Genomic DNA, 21,006 nt, shown 5'->3' with positions numbered 1-21,006 from the left:
CAAACTGAAAGAGGAAAAGGGCTGGAAGGCATGGTTGTTGGTATCCGTGAAAGTTACGATAATAAAATATCTCGAATCATTGCAGCTATACATCTAAATACACTTTGAACATACGCGAAGCCAAAGTTGCCGTCCAGCTTGAATTTTCAGATTCATTAGTAGCGCCGCCCATCTTTTTCATAAAAATAGCAGAGGTGGTAAAAACATACTTGACTAAATAATCATGTGTTTTCCTGATTTTTACTGCTGATTTTGATTTCAAAATAAAGAAGGTCGTCTGAAACCTGTTTCCAGTTTTCAGACGACCTTCTTTCATCTGCATCCGTTTTAAACCGTCATTAGTCTTTCAATGCAGCCAATACTTTGTCGGCGATTTCATTCAAGCCCACGGTTTGTGCCTGATTGTCGCGGCGTTCGGCGTATTCGACATTGCCTTCTTTCAAGGCGCGGTCGCCGATGACGATGCGGTGCGGGATGCCCAGAAGCTCGGAGTCATTCAGCAGCACGCCTGCACGTTCGTCGCGGTCATCCAACAATACATCCGCGCCTGCAGCCAGCAGTTCGGCGTAAATTTTGTCGGCGGCTTCGCGCACGGCGTCTGATTTTTTGTAGTTCATCGGTACGATAACGACTTCAAACGGTGCCATCGCTTTTGTCCAGATGATGCCTTTTTCGTCGTTGTTCTGCTCGATGGCGGCGGCAACGACGCGGGTGATGCCGATGCCGTAGCAGCCCATTTCCATGATTTGCGATTTGCCGTTGTTGTCGAGGAAGTTTACGTTCATGGCTTGGGTGTATTTGTCGCGCAATTGGAAGACGTGTCCGACTTCGATGCCGCGCGCCAGTTTCAGACGACCTTGTCCGTCGGGGCTTTCGTCGCCTTCGACGACGTTGCGCAAATCGACGAATTCAGGCTCGGCGGCGTCGCGGACGAAGTTGAAGCCGGTATAGTGGTAGTCGTCTTCGTTCGCGCCGATGACCCAGTCCGCGCCTTTCTCGGTGGCGAAATCGGCATAGACTTTGCCTTTAAAGCCAACAGGGCCGAGCGAGCCGCCGTTTGCGCCGAACTGCGCACGGATGGCGGCAGGGTCTGCCATGGTCAGCGGCGATTTCACGCCTGCGAGTTTTTCGGCTTTGATGTCGTTGAACTCATGGTCGCCGCGCAACAGCAATAAGACGATTTCGCCTTCGTTTTCGCCTTCGACTACGATGGATTTCAGTGTTTTTTCAATCGGAATGCTAAGGAAGTCAACCAGTGAATCAATGGTTTTGACGTTCGGCGTGTGTACTTTGGTCAGCTCTGTCTGAGCGGCCGCGCGTTCGCCTTTGAGCGGCAAGGTAGGTGCCAGTTCGATATTGGCGGCGTAATCAGAAGTGTCGCTGTATGCAATCACATCTTCGCCGCTTTCCGCCAACACTTGAAACTCGTGCGAACCGGTACCGCCGATGCTGCCGGTGTCGGCGGCGACGGGGCGGAACTCCAAGCCCAGACGGGTGAAGATACGGCAGTAAGCGTCGTACATGGCATCATAGGTCGTCTGAAGCGAGGAGTAGTCGGCATGGAAGGAATAAGCATCTTTCATGACGAACTCGCGCGCGCGCATGACGCCGAAGCGCGGACGCACTTCGTCGCGGAATTTGGTTTGGATGTGGTAAAAGTTTTTCGGCAGCTGTTTGTAGCTGTTGATTTCTTTACGCACGATGTCGGCGATGACTTCCTCGCAGGTCGGACCCATGCAGAAATCGCGGTCGTGGCGGTCTTTCAGACGCAGCAGTTCTTTACCGTAAAATTCCCAGCGGCCGGATTCCTGCCACAGCTCGGCAGGCTGCACCACCGGCATCAGCAACTCCACGCTGCCCGCGCGCGCCATTTCTTCGCGCACGACGTTTTCGACTTTACGCAACACGCGCAGCCCCATCGGCATCCAAGTATAAAGGCCGGATGCGTTGGCTTTAATCAGACCGGCGCGAATCATCAACTTGTGGCTGGCAAGCGCGGCTTCGGCAGGGGCTTCTTTCAGGGTGGAAATGAAAAATTGGCTGGCTTTCATGGTGTGTTTTTCTGTGTAAAAAAGTAAGCGCGTATTGTAACGCGAAAGGCAGGGGGATTGAAGTTTTTCCCCATAGGGAGGTCGCCGCTGCCTTGCTTGTTCAGTCAACTCATTTGACATTTATCGGGCGTGTCAATCACTTTTTATACACAATCCCGCATTGGCTTGTTTTGCTTATAAATTTTTCCCAAAAAGGCTTTAAAATTTATTATTTTTATAACCAATTGATTTTATTGTATTTTATTTGACTATTTTTTAAGCGCCGAAAGGCTTGGGTTGTTCCAAAAGCAAAAATTCCGATTACCCAAAGCTTATCAACAAACTTATCCACAGAGTTTGTGTATAGATTGGTGTCGTCTGAAACCATACCGTTCGATAGGTTTTTAAAAGCCCGTAACGCGATCTTTCTGTTAAGATGATGCCTTCACTTTTTTCACGCCATACTATCTATGTCCGCACACGAATTACACCTGCTTTCCCGCGCCAAAATGTTCAACGGTCATCAAGAGCAATACCGCTGCTTTTCCAAAACCTGCCAAACCGATATGACTTTCGGCATCTACCTGCCGCCGCAAGTATTGAAAGGCTATCCCGCGCCGGTTTTGTATTTCTTGTCGGGATTGCACGGCGACGGCTCGGAACTGATACGCCAAACCGGCATTCAGCGTTTTGCCGCGCAATGGAACATCATCGTCGTTTTTCCCGACACCTCGCCGCGCGGCAGCCATATCAGCGACAGTACGGACGAGTTTATCGGACAAGGCGCGGGATTTTACGTCGATGCGGCCGAACAGCCGTGGGCGGCGCATTATCAGATGTACAGCCATATCAGCCGCGAATTGCCCGACTGGGTGGAACGGCATTTCCCCGCCACCCAAGAACGCAGCATCGCAGGTTTCAGCATGGGCGGACACGGCGCGCTTTCCATCGCCCTGAAAAATCCGGGACGCTATGCCGCTGTTTCCGCGTTCGTCCCCTTGTGCCATCCGACCGCCAGCCGGGGCGGAAAGCAGGCGTTTGCCGCCTATCTGGGCGCGGAATCGGAGGCTTGGCAGGCTTACGACAGCACATCGCTCGTTCAGACGACCTCCCGCAAGCTGCCGATACTTATTGACCAAGGCGGTGTAGATCCATTGTTCCCCGACGAACTGCAACCCGAAGCCTTCGTCAACGCCGCCCGCGCCAACGGCTTCAATGTGCAATATAAAGTCCGCCCCGGCTACGGACACGATTATTTCTTCATCGCCAGCTTTATCGACTCGCATATCGAGTTTCATGCTGAGGCATTGGGTTTGTAAATCCACTATAAATTTAATCCACTATATAAAGAAAGGTCGTCTGAAAACTTTTTCAGACGACCTTTTTGATCTTTCACACTCAATTAGTGTTGATGATGATGGTGTTCATGCCGTTCAGCCGCGCGTTTCGTTCCGACGGGCATAATCAGCGTTGCATAGGCATTGTCTTGTTGGCAAACACTTTTATCGGCATAATCCGCCTGATGGGCGGCTTTGATTTTCCACAAACCTTCAATCAAAGGAATCACGTTGACGACGCCGTCTTTATCCGTTTTCCCTGAAAAACCTTGCGGCTCGCGGTGGTCGTGCGTAGCCGCCAAATCCATTTCCGCCAGCGTATCCGAGCTTGCCGTTACCGTCGCTTTTGCCAACGGTTTGCCTTTATAAAGCACTTTAACCGGCAACAGACCGCCTATCTTGACTTCATTCGGATTTTTCAGCGGAACCAGTTCCAATTCATGACCGACCGGACGGGTCAACACGCTTTCATCCACGCCTGCGCTGCCCACTTGCAAAAACGCCTTGCCGAACATCTGAGCCTGTTCGCAATAAGTCGCGCCGGGCAGGTCTTTCAAGGTTTTCTGTTTCCAGCCTTCACTGTTTTGCGACCAGAACGTCGGTTTGTACACCGCGCCGACCCAATAAGAGCCGTCTTTCAGGCGGGATTTGGAAACATATTGGTAATTTTCACCTTTATTCGTCAAATCAACGGTTTTTCCGGATTTGTCCGTCAATTGCAGCGGTTTGAAAATATGCACACGGTCGTCGGCGATTTTTTCGACATTCGGGAAATCATGGCTGTAACCCAAATCCGCTTTCAACGTACTGCCCGAATCCAAACGCACCGGAGCCGACACCCACAAATCATGCGCCTGCGCCGCCATGCTCAAGCCCAATGCGCCAAGTATCCATAATTTTTTCATGTTTCTTCCTCAAATTTGATTGTTTACGGTTCAAAAGCCAACGGAAAGCCCGAAAAGCAAGGCAACCTTACTCTTTTTATTTCGAAATGTAAATATTATTGATGATTGTTTTTAGTTACAAAGAACTATAAATCTTTAAGGGGTAACAGAAAACAAGAGGTCGTCTGAAAACCTTGAAATTAGGTTTTCAGACGACCTTTCAGTATTGGGAAGATGGATTATTGCGCTTCCAGTTTTTTCAGCAGATCAGGCATGGCTTCCTCGTTGTAGCGGTAATAGCGGACGCTGTCCGTACCTTCTTTATTGGTCATCTCCAATACGTTGGGTTTGCCTTCCAGCTTCAGCAGCAGCGGAACTTTGAATTTGACGGTTTTGCCGATTTCGTCAGGTTTTTGTTCGGGCGCGCCATCGTTGTGGCTGACGGTGTAGTTGGTTATGGTTTGACGGAATTCTTGTCTCCAACGGCTGAATTTCCATTTGAAGTCTTGGGTAATGGTGGTCGTATCGCCGGAATTTGCTTGGAAATGGATCAGGTCGCGGCCGGTACCGTCGGGGCGCATCAGGCTGGCGTTGAGCAGGGAGCCGTCAGCGTTTTTACTGGTGTTGCCCCACATGCCGAACAAGTCTTTGCGTTTGACTTTTTTGGCGGTAACGAGCTGGTTGGGTTCGGTAACGTGCAGACCCGGTACATAAGCCGTCTCCGCCACGGCGGCAGAAGTCAGGGTCAAGGTGAACGCGGCGGCGCCAAGTAGGGTTTTCCATGTTTTCATATTGTTTTCCTTATATGTAATGAGCAGTTGAAGAATCGGGCGCAGGCGGCGAATCCGTTTTTTGGGGTTTTCGCGTTTGCCCACAATGTTGATGGTTTGTGTATTTACTGTTTTATATCGAAAAATCGATTGAAATACAAAATCGCCTGACCGTCAGTTTACACAAGGTAAACCGACGATTCAATTTTCAGACGACCTTTCGTTTGCCATGCCGCATTAACGGATGTCCATAGGCGCGAAGGATTTGACGGTTTCGTCCACGGCTTTGACGCGGGTCAGGAAGTCTTCCAGCTGGGCGAGCGGCAGGGCGCTGGGGCCGTCGCATTTGGCTTGGTCGGGGTTGGGGTGTGATTCGAGGAAGAGGCCTGCGAGGCGGGTTGCCATGCCGGCGAGCGCCAAGTCCAGCACTTGCGCGCGCCGTCCGCCGGATGCGGCGGCACCGGATTCGCGGGTTTGCAGGGAGTGGGTGACGTCGAAGATGACGGGCAGGCCGCCGCAGGTTTGCTTCATGACGCCGAAGCCGAGCATATCGACGACGAGGTTGTCGTAGCCGAAGTTGGCACCGCGTTCGCACAGTATGATTTGTCCGTTGCCTGCTTCTTGGAATTTTTCGACGATGTTTTTCATCTGCGAGGGGCTGAGGAACTGTGGTTTTTTGATATTGATGACGTTGCCGGTTTTTGCCATGGCGACGACGAGGTCGGTTTGGCGGGCGAGGAAGGCGGGCAGTTGGATGACGTCGCAGACTTCGGCGACGGGGGCGCATTGGTAGGGTTCGTGGACGTCGGTGATGACGGGTACGTCAAATTCGCGTTTGACGGCTTGGAAGATTTTCATGCCTTCGTCCAAGCCGACGCCGCGGAAGGAGTGGATGGAAGAGCGGTTGGCTTTGTCGAAGGAGGCTTTGAAGACGTAGGGGATGCCGAGTTTGTCGGTCACTTTGACGTATTGTTCGCAGGCTTTGAGGGTGGAGTCGAGGTCTTCTAAGACGTTGATGCCGCCGAACAGGGTAAAGGGGAGGTCGTTGCTGACGGTGAGGTTGTTGATGCGGATGTTCATGATGATGGGGCTTTCTCGAAGGTCGTCTGAAAATGGCTGAAAGGTCGTCTGAAAGCGGATTTTGCGGTTTCAGACGACCTTTGTGTTTTATAGGACGGTGTGCGGCGGCTCGTAGGAGAGGATGTCGCAGATTTTGTTGTGTTCGTCCACGAGGACGACTTTGGGTTCGTGCGCGGCGATTTCGGGTTCGGACAGCATGACGTAGGACATGATGATGACGATGTCGCCTTTTTGGACGAGCCGTGCGGCGGCACCGTTGAGGCAGACGACGCCGCTGCCGCGTTCGCCGGGGATGGTGTAGGTTTCGAAGCGTTCGCCGTTGTTGTTGTTGACGATGGCGACTTTTTCGTTAACGAGGATGCCTGCGGCGTCGAGCAGGTCTTGGTCTATGGTGATGCTGCCGACGTAGTTGAGGTCGGCTTCGGTAACGGTGGCGCGGTGTATCTTGCCGCCGAGCATGGTGCGGAACATGGGTTTCCTTTTGGTTTGGGATTGCGGATGCAGACTTATAGTGGAATTAACATAAATCAGGACAAGGCGACGAAGCCGCAGACAGTACAGGTAGTACGGTAAGGAGAGGTAACGCCGTACTGGTTTAAAGTTAATCCACTATAAGGTCGTCTGAAAATCAAAAGCCGTCATTATAGTGGACTTCCCTGTAAATTCATAATGATGCTTGGGCGTTTTTCATACGACGCGGCTGTTTTATCAACCTAAATTCTGTTTCAGCCAGCGCAAATAGGGAGCGTATCCGCGCGAGACGTTTTGCATCAGGATTTGCGGGCAGTCGTAGCTGTGGTTGGCGATGATGTTTTTTTGGATTTCGTGGTAGCAGTGGCGCGAGGTTTTGATGGTGATGCGGATTTCGTCGTCGCGGCAGATTTCGCCGTTCCAAAGGTATTGGCTGGTGATGGCTTCGTATTGCACACAGGCGGCAAGTTGCTTTTCCAGCAACAGGCCGCCGATTTTTTCGGCTTCTTCGCGGGTCGGGGCGGTGGTGGTAACGATGACGGGTTTGAATGCGGACATTTCAGACGACCTATTGGTTTTTAAACTCGATGGTTCCTTTATATTTCACCCAGTATCCGGCGGCTTTGTATTTGTCTTTTTTGGCGGTTGCCACGGCTGTTTCGTCGAGTCCTTCATAACCGCTGGATTCGAGGATGCTGACTTCTACGGCTTTGCCTTCGGGGGAAACCAAGATAGACAGTTTGACGGGTTTGATGGGTTGCGCGGGATTTTCGGATGCGGGGGCGTATTCTGCCGGATTGACGGTTTGCGCGGCGGCGGGGAGGGTAAAGGCAAGCAGTAGGGCGGGGATGATGGCGCGGATGGGCATATTGTTTTCCTTATTTGTAGATTTGTAGAGATTTTAGAGGGATTTGTTTTTTTCAGACGACCTTTTGTTTTCGTGGGTGAAGCCCACGTTACGGTATTGCATCCGTTTGGCGGCGGGTGCGGTTTTGCTTATTTGAAGTTTAATATCGGCCAACCTTTTGCTTTGGCTTCTTTTTCTAACTCGGCATCGGGGTTGACGGCGACGGGTTCGTTGACGAGGCGCAGCAGCGGCAGGTCGTTTTTGGAGTCGCTGTAAAAATAGGTTTTGCCATAGCTTTCGAGCGTTTCGCCGCGTTCGACGAGCCATTGGTTCAGGCGGGTGATTTTGCCTTCTTTGAGGCTGGGCGTGCCGATGTAGTTGCCGGTGTAGCGGCCGTCGGCACCGGTTTCGAGTTGGGTGCCGATGATGTTGGTGATGCCGAAAAGGTGGCAGATGGGGGTGATGATGAACTCGTTGGTCGATGAAATCACGAGGGTTTCGTCGCCCGCCATTTGGTGGCTCTGCACCAGCATACGCTGCATGGGCGAGATGTGGGGTGTGATGAATTCCGCCATAAATTCGCGGTGAAATTCCGCCAGCTCTTCTTTGCTGTAACGGGCGAGCGGGGCGAGGTGGAATTTGAGGAAGGCGTCGATGTCGAGGCAGCCGTTTTGGTAGTCGCGGTAGAATTTTTCGTTTTGCGCTTCGGTTTCGGCAGCGTCAACCAGCCCTTTTTTGATGAGGTATTGCGGCCAAGAGTGGTCGGAATCGGTGTTGATGAGGGTGTTGTCGAGGTCGAAGATGGCGAGGTTTTTCATTGGGTTTCCTGTTGTTTCAAAAGCTGGCGAAGAAGCGGCAGGGTGATGCGTTTGCCCATGGTAACGGCGTAGTTGTCCAGCGTGTCGAGCATCTGCATCAGGCTGTCCATGTCGCGCCGCCAGTGGTTGAGCAGGTATTCGAAGATTTCGGGGTCTATGGTCACTTGGCGCGCCGCCGCCATGCTGACGAGCGCGTCGATTTTTTCTCGGTCGGTCAGGGGTTTGACTTCGTAAACGAGGCAGTACGCCATGCGGGTGCGCAAGTCTTCGCGGATGATGAGCTGTTGGGGGGTGTGTTCGGAGCTTAACAGCAGAAAGCCTTTGCCGCTGTTGCGGAAGCGGTTGAATACGGCAAACAGGAGGGCTTGTTCTTCGTTGCCCAGTTTTTCGATTTGGTCGATGGCGAGGTATTCGGCTTCAAAAGCGGCTTCGGTCAGCGGCGTGGCGGCGGCGTCGATATAGACGGCTTTTTTCCCCGCGTCGAGCGCTTGGGCGACCCACGCGCGCAACAGGTGGCTTTTGCCCGCGCCTTCTTCGCCCCAGACGTAGATAAACGGGTCGTGTTTATGCTGTAACACATAGACCAGTTCGGCATTTTCCGTTCCGAGGAATTTGTCGAAACCGGGATAGCCGCGTTCGGCGAAGTCGAAAATAAGCTGGTTCACAAAGGCATACCGGATGGGTTGGAATCGGGTTTATTGTACGTTGTTTTGTCAGGGCGCATCAAGGCGCAGGGTCGTCTGAAAAAGGGGCGCGCGGCATGGGTTTCATATACAATGGCAGACATTTGGCAACGCGTCTGTTTTCAGACGACCCCTGTCTTTTTTATTTCAGGAAAATCTCGTGATTTCGACCCTTATTGATTTTATCCTCCACATCGACCAGCATTTGGTCGAGATTTCCGCGCAATACGGCGTATGGATTTACGCGGTGTTGTTTTTGATTATTTTCTGCGAAACCGGCTTGGTGGTTACGCCGTTTCTACCGGGCGATTCGCTGCTGTTTGCCGCGGGCGGGATTGCCGCGGTCGGCAGCATGAATATTCATGTCATGATTGCGCTGCTTTTGGCCGCCGCGATTTTGGGTGATGCCGCCAACTTCATGATCGGCAAATTTTTCGGGCGCAAACTCTTTGCCAACCCCGATTCCAAAATCTTCCGCCAGTCCTATTTGGAGAAAACCCACGCGTTCTACGAAAAACACGGCGGTAAAACCATCATCATCGCCCGCTTCGTCCCGATTGTGCGGACGTTCGCCCCGTTTGTCGCGGGCATGGGCAGTATGCACTACGGTACCTTCATCCGCTACAACATCATCGGCGCGGTATTGTGGGTCTTGTCGTTTTCCTATGCCGGTTATTTCTTCGCCAATATTCCGGTTGTCAAAAACAATCTGGCTTTAGTGATGGTCGCGATTATCGTGATTTCCATCCTGCCGGGCGTGGTCGAAGTCATCCGCGCGAGAAGGGCGGCGAAGAAGTAAGAGATAATTTGAACCATATAAAAAGGTCGTCTGAAAACGTTTTTCAGACGACCTTTTTGTATTTTTCCTACTGCTTACTTGGTAAAGTTTTTCAATATCGCCGAAGCAATATCGTCCAAACCGAATCCGTCCGCATCCTGCGCAGAACCGTTCGGCGTGGCTTTGTCCACCAGATTGGGCAGAATCTGCGCCAGCATATCGCCGGCTTGCTGGCTGTCGAGACCGAATTTTTGCGCCACTTGACTGATGGCATCTCTGCCCAAAGCATTTTGCAAATCGCTGCCGGATACGGGCAGGTTGCTTTGTTGGTTGGAAACCCAGCTATTTAATACATCACCCAGCCCGCCTTGTTGCAACTGATTAATCAGATTGCCCACGCCGCCTTGTTGTTGTACCAAATTCATCGCCATGTCGGTCAGCGAGCTTTGTCCGTTTTCATCTTTGCCGCCCAAGGCTTGCGCCGCCGCGTTCAACAAACTGTCCATTAATGCCATAAAGCCTCCTTATGTGATGTGTGAGTGTGAAGTGTAAAGAAACCAGAGTGTAACAAAATTCGACGCTTGTTTGCCAATTTAACCCAATTAAACAACGAACTGACGGGCTGCAGTAATTTTCCAGAGATTCCAGAAATCCAAAGTGTTGGATTCTCGTCTCAGCCTGCCTTCGCGTAGACTGAGGTGGGAATGACGGTATTCAATATCCCCTTTCCAAACTTTTACAAACCCTCTGTCATTTCTTTTTCCTATCCCTGTTCACCGCATCATAGCGTCCTGCCTGTTTCGCATTTTTCTACCCCGTCTTCCGCATAAAACAAAATGAAACAAAATTACCAAATTTTATACAAAAATTATTATCAATCCTATCAATCTATTGTTTGAACTTGAAAAGGAGAATTTGTAGCAATGAAGTTTTACCATTTGAGCGCGCCGCTGTTACTTATCCTGCCTGTCTGCACGCAGGCGGCGGACGCATACGTTCCCGCCGATGCCGAACCGGCAGCAGTCACCCTTTCCACTGTTACCGTGCGCGGTAAGCGGCAGAAGTCGTTGAACAAGGGCTATACCACTTCGGGCACTTACGCCGCGACGGGGATGCCGCTGACGCTGCGCGAGGTGCCGCAGAGCGTGAGCGTGGTAACCGACAAACAGATGAAGGACCAAGGCAAGCGCAGCGTTTACGACGCGCTCTCATGGGTCAACGGTATCAGCGGCAATCCGGCAAGTTCGCGCTATGCGGTAACCAACATGTATGCGCGCGGCGAGGCGGTCAACGATTACCAGATAGACGGCATGACCACCGAAATCGACGGCAACCAACTGCTGAACTCGGGCGCGTACGAGCGGGTGGAAGTCGTGCGCGGCACTTCCGCCTTGCAGGGCAGCGTGGGCGACCCGAGCGCGACGGTGAACCTGGTACGCAAGCGTCCGACCAAAGAGCAGCAGGCTGAAATTTCCGTCGGCATCGGCAGATGGCGGCGTTGGAATGCCGAGGCCGACGTGTCCGGCCCGCTCAATGCCGACGGCAGCCTGCGCGGTCGCGCCGTGGTCAACGCCGAGGGCGGGCGACATTGGACCGAGGGTTCGCGCAACCGCTCCGACATGGTTTACGGCATTGCCGAATACGATTTCTCGCCGCAAACCACCGCCTACGCCGGCATCAACCACCAGCGCGCGCGCGAAAAAGAATTTTACGGCGGGGACCTGCCCGTTTACGACAGTGCAGGCTACCCCACCCGCTTCGGCATCCGTGACAACAACAAAATCAAAGGCAGCAGGTATAGGGAACGCGCGACGGAACTCTTTACCGGACTGGAACACCGCTTTGAAAACAACTGGAAAGCCAAGCTGGAATACCGCTACAACCGTGAGAAAACCCTCAATCCCGGCATGGGTGACGCCCCATACAACTATCTCAGGCACGACGACAGCTCAGCCGGAGCCAATTTTTATAAAATGGCCGACAATATCGTCAGCCATGCCTTCAGCTTCAAGCTCAACGGGCAATACGATTTATGGGGGCGCAAACACGAAGCCGTATTCGGCATCGGAGGCTACCGCACGCGGGACAAACGCGCCTGGGCAAACCAAGAAAGCAACTATTCCATAGACGACATCTACGATTTCATACGCCACCGCGACTATCCCGCCATCGCTTCCGTCAACGACTGGAAATGGGAGGGAGACACCATCGCAACACGCCAAATCAGCGGCTATGCCGCCACCCGCCTGCACGCCACCGACAAACTCTCGCTGCTTTTGGGCGCCAACTACGCCCGCTACCATTACCAAGCCATACCGGTTGGCGGCAGCCCGAATACGGAAGCCAAAGAAGGCCGCTTCGCCCCCTACGCCGGCATCACCTACGACCTCACCGACAACCTCTCCGCCTACGCCTCCTATAGCCGCCTGTTTATGCCGCACGAAAACGGCGAAACAGACATCAACCGCCGCCCCATCGATCCGATTACCGGCCGCACCGTCGAGGCTGGACTGAAAGGCGAATGGCTCGAAGGCCGTCTGAACGCCTCGTTGTCGGTGTTCCAATCCAAACGGCGCAACGTCGCCGTCGAAGCGGGCAAATTTGACAACGACGACACCTACTACCGCGCAGCGAATACCAAAGCCCACGGCTGGGAAGCCGAAATTAGCGGCTCGCCCGCCGAAGGCTGGGACATCAGCGCGGGCGTGCAGTCGCACCTGACCCGCGAAGAAAACGGCAACCGGCCCAACAGCCAATACGACCCGCGCCACAGCTTCAAACTCTTCACCACCTACCGCCTGCCCAAAACCCGCTGGACCCTCGGCGGCGGCGTGCGCTGGCAAAGCAAGACCTTTGTGGACAAATACAGTGACCTCAGCAATATCGAGTTTGACGACGATGAAGCCAAAGAACGCGCCCGCGTCCTCTCCCGCCAAAAATCCTTCGCCGTGGTCGACCTGAACGCGCAGTACCAAGTTTCGAAAAACGCCGAACTGACGCTGAATTTCGACAACGTATTCGACAAACGCTACCGCATGGATACGGCGTACCACGACTACGGCCAGCCGAGGAGTTTGTCGGGGACGCTTAGGTATAAGTTTTGACGGGGTTTAGGGTTGCTGTAATTCTTGAAGGTCGTCTGAAACTTATAGTGGAATTAACATAAATCAGGACAAGGCGACGAAGCCGTAGACAGTACAGATAGTACGGAACCGATTCACTTGGTGCTTCAGCACCTTAGAGAATCGTTCTCTTTGAGCTAAGGAGAGGTAACGCCGTACTGGTTTAAAGTTAATCCACTATATAATCCGTCATTCCCGCGCAGGCGGAAATCTAGGAATCTTTGGGATTCGGCGATTTTTAGAGATTCCTGAAACTCCAAAGGTCTGGATTCCCGTTTTCACGGGAATGACGGTCGTGAGGTTGCCGTACTCTGCAAAGGCTGTCTGAAACCTGTCATTTCTAAAGGTCGTCTGAAAAATACCCAATCGAATAAAAGTAACGAATATCCCAAGGAAAACCATATGAGTCCCATCCTGCCACGCCCGCTGCACATCGCGGCGCGGATTGTGCTGGCTTCGGCCGGAAGCTACTGGGTATCCGCGCTGGCGGCGGGTACGGTTCCGCTTTATGCGGGCGGGTCAACCAATGCCGTTTACGGCGGCACCCTCCTAGGCATCACGCTGCTGCCGCTGGTATTTCTGTGGGCGTTGGCGGCGCGGCGGCTGCGGACGGTGTTTTGCGTGCTGTCGCTGTCGGTGTTGCTGCTTTCGGCGACAGGGGGGCTGCCGCATGGCTAAGGAGGCGGGGCTGCGCAAGGTAATGGCGGAAATCCACACATGGACGGGGCTGATCTGTTCGTGGGTTTTGTTCGTAATATTCCTTGCGGGAAGCATTGCGTTTTTCCGTGCCGAACTGGATGTATGGATGCAGCCGGAGCTACCGTTTTCAGACGGCCTGCCGGACGAACGGGTTTCGCTGGCGACCGCCCTGGACTATCTGCGCCGCCATGCGCCGAATGCGGCAGAATGGTCGGTTTCTCTGCCGACCGAACGTTCGCCGTACTTGGATTTGGGCTGGACGGAGCGTGGGACCGAAGAGGCGTCCTATACCACCATCAGCCCTTATCCTAACGCGCCGCAGTCCAAACCGCGCGAAACGGCGGGGGCGGGTTATCTGGTTTCCATCCACAGCAACCTCGCGGCGGCGGAATACGGCGGTTACTGGCTGACGGCTGCGGCCGCGGTGGTCGCGCTGGCGGCGGTAATCAGCGGCGTGATTGTGCATAAAAAGATTTTGGCGGAGTTTTTCACTTTCCGCGCAGGCAAAAAGCTCAGAAGCTGGCTGGACGCGCACAACCTGCTGGGCGTACTGCCGCTGCCGTTTCATGTGATGATTGTTTACAGCGGCCTCTTGCTGACTTCGCATACGGTGATGACCTACAGCCAAACGGCGGCGGAGTTGTCGGGTGAAGAATTCGAGGCGCGCTCCGCCTATGTGTCGAGGTCGTCTGAAAACGCGGGGAAGCGGTGGGAGATGGCGGATTGGTATCCGACGGTGCAGAGGCTGCGCCCGAACGGGACGGACAAGGAAATCAACTTGACCATCACCGACCCCGACCGCGAAGAAGCCGTGTTGTCGGCGGATTATTTCGACAAAAGAAGCGTCGGCTCGAACCCTGATTTGTCGGTGGCGGTACGTTTGCGCGACGGGGCGCAGGTGTACCGCAAAGATGCCTACGGCGGCTTCGAACAGGCCTACTCTTCGCTCTACAGCCTGCATACGGCGGGCTTTGCCGACTATCCGACGCTCTGGCTTTATTTCTTCAGCGGTATGGCGGGTTGCGGTATGATTGCGACGGGTGCGGTAATGTGGCCAATGAAGCGGCGCAACCGCAAACAGCCGCCCCTGCGCGGGATTGCGTGGGCGGAACGCATCAACATCGCCGTGTTCGCCGGCTTCCCGCTCGCCTGCGCCGCCTTTTTCTGCGCCAACCGCCTGCTGCCCGCAGACTGGGACGGGCGCGAAATTTGGGAAGCGCAAAGCCTCTTTGCCGTCTGGGCCGCCGCTGCGGTTGCCGCCTTCTTCCCCTACCCCGCGTATATCAAATGGCGCGGCCTGTTTTACGCCGCCGCCGCACTGTGCACCCTGATCCCGCTCTTGGATATTTATGTCGGACGGCCTCTCTGGCTGTCAATTCGGTCGGGGGACACGCTCTATTGGACGGTGGAACTGTGTTTCCTGACATTTGCGGCAATATTCTTCCTCATCGCCCGCCGCATCGCAAAGGCGCAATGACCATGCTGTATTTCCTGATGTTTTCCCTCTGCTCCGGCGGCTTTTTCTGCCTCATGCTCTCGCAAACGCCCCACGCCAAAACCATGCTCGGACGACCCGTGCAACACCCCGCCCGCCTGCGCCTCGCCGGCGCAACCCTCCTTGCCGCCGCCCTTGCCGCCGCACTCGCTTCGCCCCATCCCGCCGCCGCCAGCACAAGCTGGTTCGGCTGCCTGAGCGCAGGCGCGGCCTTGTGCGCGGTTGCGGTTTATTTTCGGGGAAAGGGAGCCCGCAGGAAGTAAAATTTATCGGATTAAAATCAAAAGTCGTCTGAAACAAAACAACGTTTTCAGACGACCTTATTTATATAGTGAATCAACATAAATCAGGACAAGGCGACGAAGCCGTAGACAGTACAGATAGTACGGAACCGATTCACTTGGTGCTTCAGCACCTTAGAGAATCGTTCTCTTTGAGCTAAGGAGAGGTAACGCCGTACTGGTTTAAAGTTAATCCACTATAATGTTTTGAATAAACGAAGGTAAAAAGCATGGATAAGGTTTCAGACGACCCAAAACGTCGTCTGAAAATCCAATCATCGAAAAGAAAAACCGGATTCCCATCAAAGGAATCCGGTTTGTTTTATTCCAAACTTAGAAATCCATTCTCACGCCTAGACAGACGGAGCGTCCCGACTGCGGGGCGATGTATTTAAATAAAAAAGAAACGTTTTCAGACGACCTTTTTTATACAACCCTCTTATTTCCGCATTTCAACCAACATCCGACACACGCCCAATCCTGCCGCCGCCAAGATCGCGGCTACAAATCCGATGTTGGAAATACCTGCCCACACGGTAACGTAATGTCCCAAAAGCGCGCCGCCGCCGATACCGACGTTGTAGAGGCCGGAGTAAATCGAGTTGGCTACGTCCGTCGCATCCGAGGCAAAGTCCAATACTTTGGAGACCATGCCGAGACTCAAGACGACGATGGCGATACCCCAGACAAACACCAGCGCGTAAACGGCTATCGGGTAAGCAGCAAGAGGCAGCAGGCAGAGCGTTGAAGCCATGATGACGGATACCGAGGTCAGCAGGAATATGCGCTGGTGTTTGGCAAACCATTTGCCGAACAGATACGACGCGGCAAATCCCGCCAGCCCGTACAGGCTCAAGACGATGGTCACTTGTTCGGGCGCGAAGCCGCCAGCTTGCAGGACGAAGGGTTCGATATAGCTGTATGCCGTAAAGTGGGCGGCAATCAGGAGGACGGTCAGCGCGTAGAGCAGCATGAGGTTTTTGCGCTTGAGCAATCCGGGCAGGCTTTTGAGCGAACCTGTGTTTACGCTGGGCAGCAGCGGCAGGTTTTTCGCCAATATGCCCATGACCGCCGCCGCGCAAAGTCCGATAAGTAAAAAGCTGAATTGCCAGCTTGAGTGTTGCCCGATAACGCGCCCAAGCGGAATGCCTGCCACCATCGCCATGACCGTCCCCGTACTGAGTAGCCCCAAAGCCTGATTGCCTTTGCCCTGCGGCGCGACACGTACCGCCAGCGAGGCGGTAATCGACCAAAACACGGCGTGCGTCAGGGCGATGCCGATGCGGCTGATGAGCAGGATTTCGAAACTTCGGGCGAAATAGGAAACGATGTGGCTGAGGGTAAAGAACGCGAAGAGGATGAGCAGCAGCTTTCGGCGTTCGATGTTTTTCGTTACCAGCATCAGCGGCAGTGACAATAGCGCGACAATCCAGGCATACACGGTAATCATGATGCCGACTTCGGTCGGCGGAATATTGAAGGTTGCGCCAATGTCGCTCAATAGGGCAATCGGGATATATTCGGTGGTGTTGAAAATGAATGCGCCGACCGCCAGGGCGATGACGCTTAGCCATTGTTTGTTTGTGTTTGCTGACATTGGGGTTTCCCTTTTTATATTTGTCTTCAAAAATTTATCGATTTTGTAATTATACTACTTTCAGACGACCTTCCCACTGCGCCGACACAAAATTCCGCCCTAGACGCTCCCGCATCATCGGCATACAATCTTTGCATGAACACCAAACGCCCCAAGCTTTCCCGTTTCGCCCACATTTACGGCATGAACGGGCAATTCGTCCTGTTGGAACAGCATTCCGAGTGGATGCCGGTCAACGATGCCGACTACGACAATGCGCCCGCATTGCCGGAGGGGTTCGTGTTTGCGGACGAAGCGTTCTATACGACCGATGGCAACTTGCCGCCGCTTGTCCTGCCCGACAACATCAAAATCTTCAACGAAGAAGCGCGCAAACTCGAACGCCGCAGGCTCGATGCGCTGGCTTTGGAAGAGTTGGGCAAAAACCTCGCCGCCGCCCAAGCCGAGACCGACCTCGAAGCCCTGCTCGAAAAAATCGACTTTCATTTGAAACAAGACAATCTGTTCAAATAAAACTTTTCAGACGACCCTCCAAGCAGCAAAGGGGTCGTCTGAAAGATAAAATCGTTGACAATCCAAACCGATTTGGTACATTGTTCAACACTTATCAATCCCCGTTTCCCAACCGACAAAGGAGTCGAGAAGATGTTTTCAAAAAGCGTCAACCTAGCCCAATATGATCCGGAGCTGGCAGCCGCCATCGCCCAAGAAGACCAACGCCAGCAAGACCACGTCGAACTGATTGCTTCCGAAAACTACGTCAGTTGCGCCGTGATGGAGGCACAAGGTTCGCAATTGACCAACAAATACGCCGAAGGCTACCCCGGCAAACGCTACTACGGCGGCTGCGAATACGTCGATATCGTCGAACAGCTGGCAATCGACCGCGTCAAAGAACTCTTCGGTGCGGAATACGCCAACGTCCAACCCCATTCCGGCTCCCAAGCCAACCAAGCCGTGTACGCCTCCGTCCTCAAACCCGGCGACACCATCCTCGGCATGAGCCTCGCCCACGGCGGCCACCTGACCCACGGCGCCAGCGTCAACATTTCCGGCAAACTCTACAACGCCATTACCTACGGCTTAGATGAAAACGAAGTCCTCGATTATGCCGAAGTCGAACGCCTCGCGCTCGAACACAAACCCAAAATGATCGTTGCCGGCGCATCTGCCTACGCCCTGCAAATCGACTGGGCGAAATTCCGCGAAATCGCCGACAAAGTCGGTGCCTACCTCTTTGTCGATATGGCACACTACGCAGGCCTGATCGCCGGCGGCGAATATCCCAACCCCGTCCCATTCTGCGACTTCGTGACCACCACCACCCACAAAACCCTGCGCGGCCCGCGCGGCGGCGTGATTTTGTGCCGCGACAACACGCATGAAAAAGCGTTGAACTCTTCCATTTTCCCAAGTCTGCAAGGCGGCCCGCTGATGCACGTCATCGCCGCCAAAGCCGTTGCGTTCAAAGAAGCCCTGCAACCCGAGTTCAAACAATACGCGAAACAGGTGAAAATCAACGCCGCAGCGATGGCGGAAGAATTGGTCAAACGCGGCTTGCGCATCGTTTCGGGCCGTACCGAAAGCCACGTTTTCCTCGTTGACCTGCAACCGATGAAAATCACCGGCAAAGCCGCCGAAGCCGCATTGGGCAAAGCAAACATCACCGTCAACAAAAACGCCATTCCGAACGACCCGGAAAAACCGTTCGTTACCTCCGGCATCCGCATCGGCTCCGCCGCCATGACCACGCGCGGCTTCAACGAAGCCGACGCCCGAGTCCTTGCCAACCTCGTTGCCGATGTTTTGGCAAATCCTGAAGATGAAGCAAATCTGGCAAACGTCCGCAAACAAATCACCGCGCTTTGCGACAAATACCCCGTTTACGGCGCGTAACCGGCTTGCCCGTTTAAGCATTTTGTCACACGGAAAGGTCGTCTGAAAATCTTGAAAAAGGGTTTTCAGACGACCTTATTTGTTTTTGACACTTGATTCTTGCAGCGGCAGCCAAAAATCCCGCATTTGCCCCTTTCTTTCCGCCTGCAAACGGAGTACATTTACCCCCATTGTTAACAATTTTACGGAACACACATCATGGAGAAATTTCCCAAGTCGTCCAAGCTGGACCATGTTTGCTACGACATCCGCGGCCCGGTACACAAAAAAGCCCTGCAACTCGAAGAAGAAGGCCATAAAATCCTCAAGCTCAATATCGGCAACCCTGCGCCGTTCGGCTTTGAAGCGCCCGATGAAATTTTGGTGGACGTGATCCGCAACCTGCCGACCGCGCAGGGCTATTGCGATTCCAAAGGGCTGTATTCCGCCCGCAAGGCCATCGTTCATTACTATCAAACCAAAGGTCTGCGCGACATTTCGGTCAACGACGTTTACATCGGCAACGGCGTGTCCGAGCTGATTACCATGTCCATGCAGGCGCTTTTGAACGACGGCGACGAAATCCTGATTCCCGCACCCGATTATCCGCTGTGGACGGCTGCCGCCACTTTGGCGGGCGGTACGGTGCGCCATTATTTGTGCGACGAAGAAAACGACTGGTTTCCCAACCTTGCCGATATGGAAGCCAAAATCACGCCCAAAACCAAAGCCATCGTCGTCATCAACCCCAACAATCCTACCGGCGCGGTGTACAGCAAAGAAATCCTGCTCGAAATCGCCGAGTTGGCGCGCAAACACGGTCTGATCATCTTCGCTGACGAAATCTACGACAAAATCCTCTACGACGGCGCGGTACACCACCACATCGCCGCACTCGCGCCCGACCTGCTGACCATCACCTTCAACGGACTCTCCAAAGCCTACCGCGTTGCCGGATTCCGCCAAGGCTGGATGGTACTCAACGGCCCGAAAGAACATGCCAAAGGCTATATCGAAGGCCTCGATATGCTCTCGTCCATGCGCCTATGCGCCAACACGCCCATGCAACACGCCATCCAAACCGCTTTGGGCGGCTATCAAAGCATCAATGAATTCATCCTGCCCGGCGGTCGCCTGCTGGAACAGCGCAATAAAGCGTGGGAAATGGTGAACCAAATTCCCGGCATATCCTGCGTCAAGCCGATGGGGGCGCTTTATATGTTCCCCAAAATCGACACCGAAATGTACGGCATCTATGACGACATGAAATTCATCTACGACCTGCTCGTGCGCGAAAAAGTCTTGTTTGTCCAAGGAACGGGGTTCAACTGGATACGACCCGACCACTTCCGCATCGTTACCCTGCCGTACACCCACCAAATCGAAGAAGCCATGGGCAAACTCGAGCGCTTCTTGCAGACTTATCGGCAATAAGGCGGGACAACGATATGAAAAAATGCGTTGTCCTGACCGGCGCGGGAATCAGTGCCGACAGCGGGTTGCTGACTTTCCGCGATGCGGGCGGTTTGTGGGAAGGGCATAGGGTTACAGATGTCTGCACGCCCGAAGCCTTGGCGCGCAATCCTAAGCTTGTGATTGATTTTTATAACCAGCGCAGGCTTCAGGCAAACGCCGCCGAGCCGAACGCCGCGCATCTGGCGTTGGTCAAGCTGGCACAATATTACGATGTACACATTATCACGCAGAATGTGGACGCGCTGCACGAAAAGGCAGGCAGCAGCAAAGTATTGCACCTGCACGGCGAGCTGAACAAACTGCGCAGCACCGTCGATGACGACGAAATCATCGAATTTACCGGCGAGCAGACCGACGATATACGCGACAGCCAAGGCAATCCGATGCGCCCGCATATCGTGTTTTTCGGCGAACAAGTACCGATGTTTGACGCGGCGGTCGAAGAAATGCGCGATGCCGATGTGGTCATGATTGTCGGCACGTCGATGCAGGTTTATCCGGCGGCTTCGCTGATTCATTACGCGCCGCCCGCTGCGGAACGCTATCTGGTCGATCCGAACCCGCAAGGCGTGGGCGCGGATGTCGAAGTGATTCAGAAACGCGCGGCGGAAGGCGTGCCGGCATTGGTCGAGCATTTGATTAGTCGGGCTTAAGACGGTTTGAAAATGCGGAAACGTCGTCTGAAAACGGGCAATGCTTGTTTTCAGACGACGTTTTGTTTTTGCAATGGTTATAGTGGATTAAAATAAAAATGAGACAAGGC

General features: G+C 53.7%; 23 protein-coding genes and 1 pseudogene. 11 read left to right on the top strand and 13 right to left on the bottom strand.

The window, feature by feature from the left end:
* Nucleotides 1-85 precede the first annotated feature (85 nt).
* Both HMPREF3277_RS12585 and HMPREF3277_RS12580 read right to left on the bottom strand, forming a co-directional pair.
* Nucleotides 86-322, bottom strand: a complete 237-nt coding sequence (locus HMPREF3277_RS12585) for a hypothetical protein (protein ID WP_141765237.1) — start codon at nt 320-322, stop codon at nt 86-88.
* A 16-nt stretch (nt 323-338) separates the two neighbouring features.
* Nucleotides 339-2,051 carry a proline--tRNA ligase gene (locus HMPREF3277_RS12580; RefSeq protein WP_070871317.1) on the bottom strand — a complete coding sequence of 571 codons (1,713 nt, stop codon included), beginning with the start codon at nt 2,049-2,051 and terminating at the stop codon, nt 339-341.
* Between the two features lie 449 nt (nt 2,052-2,500).
* Here HMPREF3277_RS12580 and fghA point away from each other — a divergent pair, with 449 nt between their 5' ends.
* Nucleotides 2,501-3,349, top strand: a complete 849-nt coding sequence (gene fghA, locus HMPREF3277_RS12575; protein ID WP_070871316.1) for an S-formylglutathione hydrolase — start codon at nt 2,501-2,503, stop codon at nt 3,347-3,349.
* Between the two features lie 83 nt (nt 3,350-3,432).
* Here fghA and HMPREF3277_RS12570 read toward each other — a convergent pair whose 3' ends face one another.
* The 4 genes from HMPREF3277_RS12570 to panD all read right to left on the bottom strand — a co-directional run bounded on the left by HMPREF3277_RS12570 (nt 3,433) and on the right by panD (nt 6,572).
* Nucleotides 3,433-4,272, bottom strand: coding sequence for a DUF4198 domain-containing protein (locus HMPREF3277_RS12570; protein WP_070871315.1), 840 nt, complete (start codon nt 4,270-4,272; stop codon nt 3,433-3,435).
* Between the two features lie 218 nt (nt 4,273-4,490).
* Complete coding sequence (locus tag HMPREF3277_RS12565) at nt 4,491-5,042, bottom strand: hypothetical protein (RefSeq protein ID WP_009312874.1); 552 nt, start codon at nt 5,040-5,042, stop codon at nt 4,491-4,493.
* Between the two features lie 216 nt (nt 5,043-5,258).
* A complete protein-coding gene (gene kdsA, locus HMPREF3277_RS12560; RefSeq protein ID WP_070871314.1) occupies nt 5,259-6,101 on the bottom strand; it encodes a 3-deoxy-8-phosphooctulonate synthase in 843 nt (280 codons plus the stop codon).
* 87 nt (nt 6,102-6,188) lie between these two features.
* Nucleotides 6,189-6,572 (bottom strand): aspartate 1-decarboxylase, encoded by a 384-nt coding sequence (gene panD, locus HMPREF3277_RS12555; RefSeq protein WP_070871313.1) that lies wholly within the window; start codon nt 6,570-6,572, stop codon nt 6,189-6,191.
* A 36-nt stretch (nt 6,573-6,608) separates the two neighbouring features.
* On the opposite strand from panD, the pseudogene HMPREF3277_RS15455 reads away from it, so the two are divergent.
* Nucleotides 6,609-6,671, top strand: a pseudogene (locus HMPREF3277_RS15455) (transposase); the annotation flags it as partial.
* A 138-nt stretch (nt 6,672-6,809) separates the two neighbouring features.
* Here HMPREF3277_RS15455 and cutA read toward each other — a convergent pair.
* The 5 genes from cutA to HMPREF3277_RS15765 all read right to left on the bottom strand — a co-directional run bounded on the left by cutA (nt 6,810) and on the right by HMPREF3277_RS15765 (nt 9,024).
* Complete coding sequence (cutA, locus tag HMPREF3277_RS12550; protein WP_070871312.1) at nt 6,810-7,130, bottom strand: divalent-cation tolerance protein CutA; 321 nt, start codon at nt 7,128-7,130, stop codon at nt 6,810-6,812.
* A 10-nt stretch (nt 7,131-7,140) separates the two neighbouring features.
* Entirely contained in the window at nt 7,141-7,440 is a 300-nt protein-coding gene (locus tag HMPREF3277_RS12545; protein WP_070871311.1) for a TonB family protein, read from the bottom strand.
* Between the two features lie 128 nt (nt 7,441-7,568).
* Nucleotides 7,569-8,237 (bottom strand): histidinol-phosphatase, encoded by a 669-nt coding sequence (locus tag HMPREF3277_RS12540; protein WP_070871310.1) that lies wholly within the window; start codon nt 8,235-8,237, stop codon nt 7,569-7,571.
* Nucleotides 8,234-8,902 carry a DnaA regulatory inactivator Hda gene (gene hda / locus HMPREF3277_RS12535; protein ID WP_070871309.1) on the bottom strand — a complete coding sequence of 223 codons (669 nt, stop codon included), beginning with the start codon at nt 8,900-8,902 and terminating at the stop codon, nt 8,234-8,236. The genes HMPREF3277_RS12540 and hda overlap by 4 nt, the downstream gene beginning before the upstream one ends.
* A complete protein-coding gene (locus HMPREF3277_RS15765) occupies nt 8,899-9,024 on the bottom strand; it encodes a hypothetical protein (RefSeq protein WP_261729546.1) in 126 nt (41 codons plus the stop codon). The genes hda and HMPREF3277_RS15765 overlap by 4 nt, the downstream gene beginning before the upstream one ends.
* 56 nt (nt 9,025-9,080) lie before the next feature.
* On the opposite strand from HMPREF3277_RS15765, the gene HMPREF3277_RS12530 reads away from it, so the two are divergent.
* A complete protein-coding gene (locus HMPREF3277_RS12530) occupies nt 9,081-9,719 on the top strand; it encodes a DedA family protein (protein ID WP_003756379.1) in 639 nt (212 codons plus the stop codon).
* Between the two features lie 74 nt (nt 9,720-9,793).
* On the opposite strand, the gene HMPREF3277_RS12525 is transcribed toward HMPREF3277_RS12530, so the two are convergent.
* Nucleotides 9,794-10,213: a YidB family protein gene (locus HMPREF3277_RS12525; RefSeq protein ID WP_070871308.1), complete on the bottom strand. Its 420-nt coding sequence runs from the start codon at nt 10,211-10,213 to the stop codon at nt 9,794-9,796.
* A gap of 408 nt (nt 10,214-10,621) precedes the next feature.
* Here HMPREF3277_RS12525 and HMPREF3277_RS12520 point away from each other — a divergent pair, with 408 nt between their 5' ends.
* The 4 genes from HMPREF3277_RS12520 to HMPREF3277_RS12500 all read left to right on the top strand — a co-directional run bounded on the left by HMPREF3277_RS12520 (nt 10,622) and on the right by HMPREF3277_RS12500 (nt 15,277).
* Complete coding sequence (locus HMPREF3277_RS12520; protein ID WP_070871307.1) at nt 10,622-12,802, top strand: TonB-dependent siderophore receptor; 2,181 nt, start codon at nt 10,622-10,624, stop codon at nt 12,800-12,802.
* A gap of 420 nt (nt 12,803-13,222) precedes the next feature.
* Entirely contained in the window at nt 13,223-13,498 is a 276-nt protein-coding gene (locus HMPREF3277_RS12510) for a transporter (protein WP_070871305.1), read from the top strand.
* Entirely contained in the window at nt 13,491-14,996 is a 1,506-nt protein-coding gene (locus tag HMPREF3277_RS12505) for a PepSY-associated TM helix domain-containing protein (RefSeq protein ID WP_070871304.1), read from the top strand. Before HMPREF3277_RS12510 ends, HMPREF3277_RS12505 begins: the two co-directional genes overlap by 8 nt.
* Nucleotides 14,993-15,277 (top strand): DUF3325 family protein, encoded by a 285-nt coding sequence (locus tag HMPREF3277_RS12500; RefSeq protein ID WP_070871303.1) that lies wholly within the window; start codon nt 14,993-14,995, stop codon nt 15,275-15,277. Before HMPREF3277_RS12505 ends, HMPREF3277_RS12500 begins: the two co-directional genes overlap by 4 nt.
* A gap of 457 nt (nt 15,278-15,734) precedes the next feature.
* Here the strand turns inward: HMPREF3277_RS12500 and HMPREF3277_RS12495 are convergent, their stop codons facing one another.
* Nucleotides 15,735-16,892, bottom strand: a complete 1,158-nt coding sequence (locus HMPREF3277_RS12495) for a sugar transporter (RefSeq protein ID WP_070871302.1) — start codon at nt 16,890-16,892, stop codon at nt 15,735-15,737.
* Nucleotides 16,893-17,027: 135 nt separating this feature from the next.
* Here HMPREF3277_RS12495 and HMPREF3277_RS12490 point away from each other — a divergent pair, with 135 nt between their 5' ends.
* The 4 genes from HMPREF3277_RS12490 to HMPREF3277_RS12475 all read left to right on the top strand — a co-directional run bounded on the left by HMPREF3277_RS12490 (nt 17,028) and on the right by HMPREF3277_RS12475 (nt 20,896).
* A complete protein-coding gene (locus HMPREF3277_RS12490) occupies nt 17,028-17,405 on the top strand; it encodes a hypothetical protein (RefSeq protein ID WP_070871301.1) in 378 nt (125 codons plus the stop codon).
* A gap of 132 nt (nt 17,406-17,537) precedes the next feature.
* Complete coding sequence (glyA, locus tag HMPREF3277_RS12485; protein ID WP_003756352.1) at nt 17,538-18,788, top strand: serine hydroxymethyltransferase; 1,251 nt, start codon at nt 17,538-17,540, stop codon at nt 18,786-18,788.
* A gap of 198 nt (nt 18,789-18,986) precedes the next feature.
* On the top strand, nt 18,987-20,201 hold the full coding sequence (locus HMPREF3277_RS12480; protein ID WP_070871300.1) for a pyridoxal phosphate-dependent aminotransferase: 1,215 nt from the start codon (nt 18,987-18,989) through the stop codon (nt 20,199-20,201).
* Nucleotides 20,202-20,215: 14 nt separating this feature from the next.
* On the top strand, nt 20,216-20,896 hold the full coding sequence (locus HMPREF3277_RS12475; protein ID WP_070871299.1) for an SIR2 family NAD-dependent protein deacylase: 681 nt from the start codon (nt 20,216-20,218) through the stop codon (nt 20,894-20,896).
* The last annotated feature ends 110 nt before the right edge of the window (nt 20,897-21,006 follow it).

The sequence above is a fragment of the Neisseria sp. HMSC70E02 genome (assembly GCF_001838645.1).
In the GTDB taxonomy this organism is placed as follows: domain Bacteria; phylum Pseudomonadota; class Gammaproteobacteria; order Burkholderiales; family Neisseriaceae; genus Neisseria; species Neisseria macacae.
The sequence above is the reverse complement of the archived record's forward strand: the minus strand, read 5'-3'. Positions and strand labels throughout refer to the sequence as shown.

Excerpts from the sequence above, each read along its gene's own strand:
- HMPREF3277_RS12570 (WP_070871315.1), bottom strand. The coding sequence starts at position 4,272 with ATGAAAAAATTATGGATACTTGGCGCATTGGGCTTGAGCATGGCGGCG.
- cutA (WP_070871312.1), bottom strand. The coding sequence starts at position 7,130 with ATGTCCGCATTCAAACCCGTCATCGTTACCACCACCGCCCCGACCCGC.
- HMPREF3277_RS12500 (WP_070871303.1), top strand. The coding sequence starts at position 14,993 with ATGACCATGCTGTATTTCCTGATGTTTTCCCTCTGCTCCGGCGGCTTT.
- kdsA (WP_070871314.1), bottom strand. The coding sequence starts at position 6,101 with ATGAACATCCGCATCAACAACCTCACCGTCAGCAACGACCTCCCCTTT.
- HMPREF3277_RS12495 (WP_070871302.1), bottom strand. The coding sequence starts at position 16,892 with ATGTCAGCAAACACAAACAAACAATGGCTAAGCGTCATCGCCCTGGCG.
- HMPREF3277_RS12545 (WP_070871311.1), bottom strand. The coding sequence starts at position 7,440 with ATGCCCATCCGCGCCATCATCCCCGCCCTACTGCTTGCCTTTACCCTC.
- HMPREF3277_RS12490 (WP_070871301.1), top strand. The coding sequence starts at position 17,028 with ATGAACACCAAACGCCCCAAGCTTTCCCGTTTCGCCCACATTTACGGC.
- glyA (WP_003756352.1), top strand. The coding sequence starts at position 17,538 with ATGTTTTCAAAAAGCGTCAACCTAGCCCAATATGATCCGGAGCTGGCA.
- HMPREF3277_RS12475 (WP_070871299.1), top strand. The coding sequence starts at position 20,216 with ATGAAAAAATGCGTTGTCCTGACCGGCGCGGGAATCAGTGCCGACAGC.
- HMPREF3277_RS12505 (WP_070871304.1), top strand. The coding sequence starts at position 13,491 with ATGGCTAAGGAGGCGGGGCTGCGCAAGGTAATGGCGGAAATCCACACA.
- HMPREF3277_RS12565 (WP_009312874.1), bottom strand. The coding sequence starts at position 5,042 with ATGAAAACATGGAAAACCCTACTTGGCGCCGCCGCGTTCACCTTGACC.
- HMPREF3277_RS12480 (WP_070871300.1), top strand. The coding sequence starts at position 18,987 with ATGGAGAAATTTCCCAAGTCGTCCAAGCTGGACCATGTTTGCTACGAC.
- HMPREF3277_RS12510 (WP_070871305.1), top strand. The coding sequence starts at position 13,223 with ATGAGTCCCATCCTGCCACGCCCGCTGCACATCGCGGCGCGGATTGTG.
- fghA (WP_070871316.1), top strand. The coding sequence starts at position 2,501 with ATGTCCGCACACGAATTACACCTGCTTTCCCGCGCCAAAATGTTCAAC.
- HMPREF3277_RS12520 (WP_070871307.1), top strand. The coding sequence starts at position 10,622 with ATGAAGTTTTACCATTTGAGCGCGCCGCTGTTACTTATCCTGCCTGTC.
- HMPREF3277_RS12580 (WP_070871317.1), bottom strand. The coding sequence starts at position 2,051 with ATGAAAGCCAGCCAATTTTTCATTTCCACCCTGAAAGAAGCCCCTGCC.
- HMPREF3277_RS12525 (WP_070871308.1), bottom strand. The coding sequence starts at position 10,213 with ATGGCATTAATGGACAGTTTGTTGAACGCGGCGGCGCAAGCCTTGGGC.
- HMPREF3277_RS12585 (WP_141765237.1), bottom strand. The coding sequence starts at position 322 with ATGCAGATGAAAGAAGGTCGTCTGAAAACTGGAAACAGGTTTCAGACG.
- panD (WP_070871313.1), bottom strand. The coding sequence starts at position 6,572 with ATGTTCCGCACCATGCTCGGCGGCAAGATACACCGCGCCACCGTTACC.
- HMPREF3277_RS12540 (WP_070871310.1), bottom strand. The coding sequence starts at position 8,237 with ATGAAAAACCTCGCCATCTTCGACCTCGACAACACCCTCATCAACACC.
- HMPREF3277_RS15765 (WP_261729546.1), bottom strand. The coding sequence starts at position 9,024 with ATGTCTGCCATTGTATATGAAACCCATGCCGCGCGCCCCTTTTTCAGA.